We start from the raw sequence: 6826 nt of genomic DNA, 5'->3' as shown, positions 1-6826 counted from the left end.
CTTTGCCCGCGACTGAGAAGGAAACGAATATGCCTACATCCCCGTACTCTTTCGGCCGTTTTGCGGCAACTTTGCTCGTGCTGGCTGCCGCCGGTGGGGCGCACGCCGACGATGACAAGTCGATCACCCGGCAGCTCATCGAGGCCGACGGGAAGGTTGCGCTGAAGAAACTCAATCAGGATCTGGGTGGGACTGCGCCGCCGGCGGCAGTCTCTGCGGCTCCTGCCGGTGCGGCAGAGGCCAAGACCCGCGAACGTTCCCCCAAACCATCGCGTTGTATGGAGTTGACGGTAGCTCCGCCGGCGGAGCGGTAAGCCTGCGCAGCTACGTGAAGTGGGGCGAGCAAGTCTACCCCGCGCGTGTCGGCGCGAAATGGCGTGGCTATACCGTCTCCAGCATCTCCGAAGCCGGCACGACGTTCTCGCGGGGAAAGACGAAGGTGTTCGCTCCGCTTGTCCAGGACGACGCTGCAGTGCTCCTTGATGCTCCGCGCGATTCGGCGGCTGCAGGCGGGCAGGGGCGCCCGGCGGGCCCCCTGCCGGCGCCGGCAGGTGCCGCGTTCTCAGGCTTCCCAATGGCCCCCCGCCCGTGGCGCCGCCGGCGATGGCGCCGATCGTCCCGCCAACGCCCGGGGCCGGAACTGCGTCCGTCGCACAACGCTGAGCCGGCTGCCATGGGACTATTTAGCAGGCGTGATCGTGCGGGCGGGCCGACAACCGGCACGGGCGGCGTGACGGTACTCACGGGTGCGGGGCCAGCGTTCGCTGCCGCGTCGGTGGGGGCCGATCCGTCGCCCGGCGGGCTGGCCGCCGAACAGCAGGCGAGCGAGATCGGCACGGTGGATGACCTGCCATCCTTCGTCCGGACGCTCTATGAGGAACTGGACATGGCGCCCTCCCTGCGCCACTCGATCTGTCCCGTATTGATCGCCCCACCGGACGCCGCGGGCGGCCGTGGCCAGTTTGCACTGGTGGTGTCACGCGACATGGTTACGTCCGACGTGGCCGAAGAAATCATGCGGCAAGCACGCTTGCAGTATGACCAGGCATCGCCGTCGACCCACGTGGCAGCCACGCAGGTCATGGTGGCCCTCTCCCGGGGCGGCGTGGAAGCGCGCGCCGGGGGAGAGTTCGATCAAGCGTTGGGCCGCCGTCGACCAGCCAGCGCGCTTTGGCACAACTTCGAGGCAGCGGCTCGTTTCGCCATGCAAGAGAAGGCTTCGGACTTGCATTGGGAGGTCGAAGACCAGGGTACACACTCCCAGATTCGGTTTGCAATCGACGGCTATCTGGTAGCGCTGGCCGAGTTCCGAATGGAGACGGGGGTGATGCTCGATACCTTGTCGCATATCTGGCAGAAGGGAAAGGGCGGCTCGCAGGGCGTATTCAGTCGAGTGCTCCCGCAGCAGACCAGTATCCGTACGCGCATCGATGGTGAGCCGTTGGTGTTTCGGTGGGCGTCGATGCAGAGCGCCACCGGCCACGTCACGGTCATGCGGATGCACCGGGAAGAAGCCGAGAGCGCAGAGGTCGACTTTGTCAAAGATCTGGGCTATTTCGAACAGCAGGCACAACTCTTGGACCGAGCCACGATGCACCTCGGAGGCGGCACGGTTCTCGTCGGCGTGGTCGGTTCTGGCAAGACCACAACGGCCCACGCGATCATGCAGCGCTTGCCGGCCTGGATGAACAAGATGGCCATCGAGGATCCGGTGGAGCTACTGGCCAAAGGCACGCATCACTTCTCCGTCTCGCGCACGCTGGACGGCGCGAACCGGAGCGAAGATCCCTTCATTGCTGGGAAACGTCAGATCAAACGGATGAACCCGCATTTCGTGGCGGTCGGCGAACTCCGCGATCACGAGTCCGCGGGCTTGTTCCGCGACGTGGCCGGTGCCGGGCTTCGGGCGCTAACCACCGTGCACGCGCCAAGTGCGCTGACCGCGCCCGATCGGCTCTCCGATGGCGAACTTCGCATTCCACGTAGCGTTCTGGCCACGCCCGGCTTCATCAACCTATACGTCTACCAGGCACTGATGCCGAAGACTTGTACCTGCGGGCTCAAGCACGCGGAAATGAAGCAGGCGCTTGGCGTGAAGAAGCTGCAGCAGATCGAGCGGCTTTTTGGCTTCGATGTAGAGGGTATCCGGCTGCGGAACCCGGAGGGCTGCGAGCTCTGCCGGCGCCCGAATCTGCCCGAGTTGAACGGCGCCCGCGGACGCACCGTGGTGGCCGAAATGTTCGAGCCTGACGAACAGGACCTGATCTACATCCGAGACGCGCAGAACATCGAACTGGCCGCCTACCAGCGAAGCAAGCGCGAGGTGGGCTTTGACGTGCCGGACAGCACAGGGAAGACGGTGTTCGAAGTCGCTATGTACAAGGTGTTCACCGGGGTCGTTGACCCACGGGAGGCCGAGCGCATTTGCTCGTTGGAAGCCTACGAGGCCAAACAAGCGCGTCAGCGTGCGCGCGGCGAGAAGCACTGAGGCCCTGGAGAGGATGAACAAATGATTATGCAGGTGATACAGAGGGTGGTCGATCGTGCGAGGCGCTCGGTCGGGGCACCGATGCTGAAGGCAGGCGACCGGGTGTTTATGGACCGGCTGTTCTGGGCAAAGTATCGATTTCGCGGCATGCGGGCCACGTACTACCACGACCTGGCCAAGCGAATCCTGCACATGCCTGGCGAGCCCGTATCCAACCACTTTGCAAAGGACGCAGCACGGCGGGCAGGGGAACCTGTTGGTGTCTTGGCTGCGCACTGGTTAGCCCGATCGGAGGGTATCGACGGCCAGATGCAGCGCTCCCGGCTCACGGAGATCTTCCGCGGGACCGTCCCTGACGAGGACATTCCCATCCTCGCCGTGTCGGAGGAGGGAGGCGATATCCGAGAGGGGCTGGAGACCCTCGCGCGCAATCTCACCGCGCTAGGTGAGGCGCGCGCCGGTATTGCCATGACGCTGGCTGGGGTGGTCATGACTCTACTGATCCTCCACGCGTACCTGGCGGCGCTCGCGTTCCTCATCGGCCCCACCATCGACAAGTCGTTCAGCTCGATGCTGGACGTCAGTCAGTATGGGCCGATCGCCTCGTCCTTCCATCATGTCTCCACGTTCCTGCGGCATTGGGGCTGGCTGGTCGTTATTGCCGAGATTGGCGCAGGCATTTGGGTTATGCGGGCGCTTACCCGATATGTGGGGCGATATCGCGGGTGGCTTGACCGGAAGGTCTTGGCCTTTGACTTCTTCCGTCGGTTCCAGAGCGCTCAGTTTCTATCTGGCCTATCGGCGGTGACGAAGAGATTCGGTGGTGACGCCCGCAACTTGCTCGACGGCCTGGGGCTGATGCGTGCCAACGCGTACCCGTACCTGGCGTATCACATCGAGCGGATCGAATTGAATCTGGAATACGCACCGAACGAAGGCGGCAAGGTCTTCGACACTGGTCTCTTTGATCGGGACACCAGTTACCGGATTCAGGACATCGCTGAGTACGAGAGCGACCTTTCGAAGATGCTTCACACGGTCTCCGAGGACCTGTTGAAGACGACGCCGATGCTGATGCAACAGCGAGCCTCCCGCTTCAATCGTCGCGCAACGATCGTGCTGATCGTGATCATCACCGCACTAGCTTTCCTGCCGGCATTCATGGCGCAGGAAATGAAGACCCGTTCGGCTTTGGCGGCAATGTCCGGCAAACGCCCGCTCCCCACCCAAACTCACCAACCCTAACGCAACTGAAGGAGCCATCACCATGAACGCCATGCAATCAAACACCGCACGAGCAGACACCATCATCGACACGAAGCCGGTAACGGAGGGGCCGTCGCGCAGGTGCGCCCAGGCAGGGGAGGGCCAGCAACGAAAGACGGAAATGAGCCGAAACGTTCGCACGCGGCGGCAGTGGGGCGGTGTACTCGACGAATACGGTTTCTATCTGCTGTTGGCGGGTCTCGCACTTGTGGCCATCCTGGTGCTGTTCTCGCGAAACCAAACTGATACTCAGGTTCAGCAGTTGACGACTGAGCTGAACGGTGTCATCGGGAAGGTCAAGACCAGTTACCGCGGCCAGTACAGCAAGGTCAGTATCGCCTCCCTGATGAGCAACGGTGTCTTCAAGGATCTGACAACGATGACCGAGTCCGGTACCAACGTCATTCTGCAACCCGGGGTGGTCAGCTGACGGTTGCAGCAGCTCAGTTGCTCAGCGCAAACGATTCGATCAAATGGTCGGTTCCGCAGCAGCCCGACGCGGCTTGCATCGCAATAGTGGCGTCTTACCAGGGTAGCGCCGGAATGATCGTTGTCAACGGCACGACCATCAAGGCGGTGGGCGGGGCGGTGGACCCCAGCAAGGTGGCGTGCTCAGGTGGCAGCAACACGATCGAGCTGTATGTCGCCTGAGCGGTGAAAGCGATAGTGTTTCCGTGAGGATTCGCGGGTGAGGGATGCCCGCTTCGCTGGCACAGTAGCTAGTGCTACCACCGTCTGGCCTTGTGCCGGGCGGTGTTCTACTTGGAGGACAAGATGTTCTTAACCGAAGCGGCGCTTCAGCTTTCCGTAGCGGCCATCGGCGCCGCAGTGATGTTCCATAGCAGTAACAGCCTTATCGACGATGCGCTGGCCATCGGTACCGGCCAGTACATGTCGAATGTGGCCAGTGCGGTCAATACGTATGTGTTTGACAATATGATCGTGCTTGCCGCCAGCCCAAACGGGCCGACGACAATCAATGCCGGCAGTATCTCGGCAAGCGTCGCGAGTCCACTGCACCCGACGGTGCAGGATCTGATAAATCTTAAGCTGCTCCCGATCGGGTTCAGTGATACCAGCCCTCTTGGCCTTTCGTTCGCCATTGACCTGGTGCCAACCAATTGCAGCTTGGGGTTGACCAATTGCACGATCCCGGGTCGGATGTATTCGACTACCGCTTACCGGGACAGCAGCGGCAGAATCCGGACTGATCAAATGGCTTCCGTCGTAGCGGCCGCCGGGGTCGACGCGGGCGTGTCGTACGCCGAGACTCCGACGGTCATCACGGGCATGGCTGCCAGCTGGTCTGCGCCCAATCCGCTGTCCGGGGGCAATGCGGGTGTGCTCATGATGCGGGTTGGCAACACATCGCTCCTCGCTCAGAGCATGAACCAGTTTTACAAGCGCGATGGCTCGCTGAACCTGACCGGTCCAATGGATGCCAACAACCAGGCGATGAATGCTGTCGGGAATCTGCAGTCCAATGGATCTGTTTCCGCAAACGGTAATGTTTCCGCTGGAGCGGCGGTTAGCGGCAATACGGTGACCGGGAACTACCTGCGCTCGAACGGCGATGCGGGAATCACTGGCAGCGCCAGCGCAAATGCGCTCTATGGCAACTACGTTCAGAGCAACGGCAGTGTTGCGGCAGCAGGGCAAGTGTCTGCTGGTCAGGTTACCTCGAGCGGCGATGTTCGCGCCGGCGGCTCCGTGGCTGCATCGGGCTACCTGTATGCCGCGGGTGCAGTCGTTCCGTCCACCGGTGGTGGCCAGCAGGTCTGGGATGGCTGGGGCTGCGGCGATCCGCAAGGTGCTATGCGAAGCGATCCGAATGGGAGGATTCTGTCATGCCAGAACGGGGTCTGGCGAGGGGCTGGCGGGGGCGGCGACACGGGGTCACTATGTGGCTTCGCGCAAGAGAATGGGTTCTCCGCCCCGTGCATGGGGTTGAATATTTGGTTTCAGGGCTGCCCATCGGGTTATATCCGAGCGGACTTTACTGCTATGGCGGGGGTAACGTTGTTGACCTGCTACAAGACTTGATGGTTTAAGAGTAGTGCGGCCACGCACCCGAGAAAGCAAGAAGCCGGGCAAGCCCGGCTTTCTTGGCTTTTAGATGGCGTGCACTATTGGCACTGGAGGACCACCACGCCGGTCACATCGCCGCTAGACGGCGTGGGCATGGCGTAGCCGATGGCGAGCAGCGGCTTTGTCTGAGAAGTACCCATAGCTTCAACGTGACGCATGAAGCCCTGCGATTGAAGAACGCCGTCGAGCGCCGTTAGTGTCGCTGCAGCCGTTGCGTGGCCATCAGACCCGATCGCGATGTCCAAGTTGAGTGCCTTGAGCGATGGTCCGTTTAGATCGATGGTCGCAGTTGCGGCATTTACTTTGCCGGGCGCGAAATTTCCCGATACGGCTGTAGGACTGGTACTCGCAAGCAGTGTGCACGATAGCGTCGCGGTGGGTCCGAGGACACGTTGCAATGTAAGGGGCTTGCCAACAGAGTAGTGCGCACCCTGGTTCACGCTCATGTTCCCGATGCTGCTCGAACCGTCCGTCCACCGGCCGATAGCGAAGTCGCCGTTACCGGCAACATCGACGATCTTGCCAGTGGTCAGCGAGATCAGACTGTTGGCGTCAATGCCGATCTGCTTATAGCCGCCTTCAGTTGTCGCCTTCTGGAACTGTGCCGGGAAAGCGTTGGAAGCGATCGACTGAAGCACCGACTTGGTGGAAGTCTCGGTTTGGGGCACGAAGATAACGGCCATCGGGTCCGCGGTGACAGTAGGCGCAGAGCCTTGCACGACGATGGTCGGGGAGGCGGCACCGGGGTCGGTGCAGGCGTGACTGCGGCCGGGGTCGACGGCCCACCGCCGTCGCCACCGCCACCGCAGGCTGCCAGTGCGAGGAGCGAAGCGACCGAGATCGCGGAGAGAGTCAGTTTGATCTTGTTTTGCATTATTTTCTTCTCTTCTAAACGTTGAACATTGCGGCCCGCCCTCGGATCGCATAAGTCCATCCTACGGGGTCTACGGCGAAGTCAAGTCCGCGCCTGAATCCACCGGGGAA

At 61.8% G+C, this 6826-nt stretch carries 5 protein-coding genes and 1 pseudogene; 5 read left to right on the top strand and 1 reads right to left on the bottom strand.

From position 1 onward, the window contains the following. From OMK73_RS03405 to OMK73_RS03385, 5 genes and pseudogenes are all read left to right on the top strand, one after another. A pseudogene (locus tag OMK73_RS03405) lies at window positions 1–314 on the top strand (hypothetical protein); the annotation flags it as partial. Between the two features lie 359 nt (window positions 315–673). After that, window positions 674–2488 carry an ATPase, T2SS/T4P/T4SS family gene (locus OMK73_RS03400; protein WP_267600754.1) on the top strand — a complete coding sequence of 605 codons (1815 nt, stop codon included), beginning with the start codon at window positions 674–676 and terminating at the stop codon, window positions 2486–2488. Window positions 2489–2509: 21 nt separating this feature from the next. Further along, entirely contained in the window at window positions 2510–3733 is a 1224-nt protein-coding gene (locus OMK73_RS03395) for a pilus assembly protein TadE (protein ID WP_267600753.1), read from the top strand. A gap of 22 nt (window positions 3734–3755) precedes the next feature. Next, window positions 3756–4184 carry a hypothetical protein gene (locus OMK73_RS03390; RefSeq protein WP_267600751.1) on the top strand — a complete coding sequence of 143 codons (429 nt, stop codon included), beginning with the start codon at window positions 3756–3758 and terminating at the stop codon, window positions 4182–4184. 344 nt (window positions 4185–4528) lie between these two features. Continuing rightward, complete coding sequence (locus tag OMK73_RS03385) at window positions 4529–5797, top strand: adhesin (RefSeq protein ID WP_267600749.1); 1269 nt, start codon at window positions 4529–4531, stop codon at window positions 5795–5797. Between the two features lie 83 nt (window positions 5798–5880). Here the strand turns inward: OMK73_RS03385 and OMK73_RS03380 are convergent, their stop codons facing one another. Beyond that, the gene (locus OMK73_RS03380; protein ID WP_267600747.1) at window positions 5881–6525 is read right to left on the bottom strand and encodes a hypothetical protein; all 645 of its coding nucleotides are present in this window, start codon (window positions 6523–6525) and stop codon (window positions 5881–5883) included. Window positions 6526–6826 lie beyond the last annotated feature (301 nt).

Origin of the sequence: Cupriavidus sp. D39, from assembly GCF_026627925.1 — a bacterium.
Classification (GTDB): Bacteria; Pseudomonadota; Gammaproteobacteria; order Burkholderiales; family Burkholderiaceae; genus Cupriavidus; species Cupriavidus ulmosensis.
Note: the sequence above shows the minus strand (reverse complement) of the source record. Positions and strands in the feature narration are given on the sequence as shown.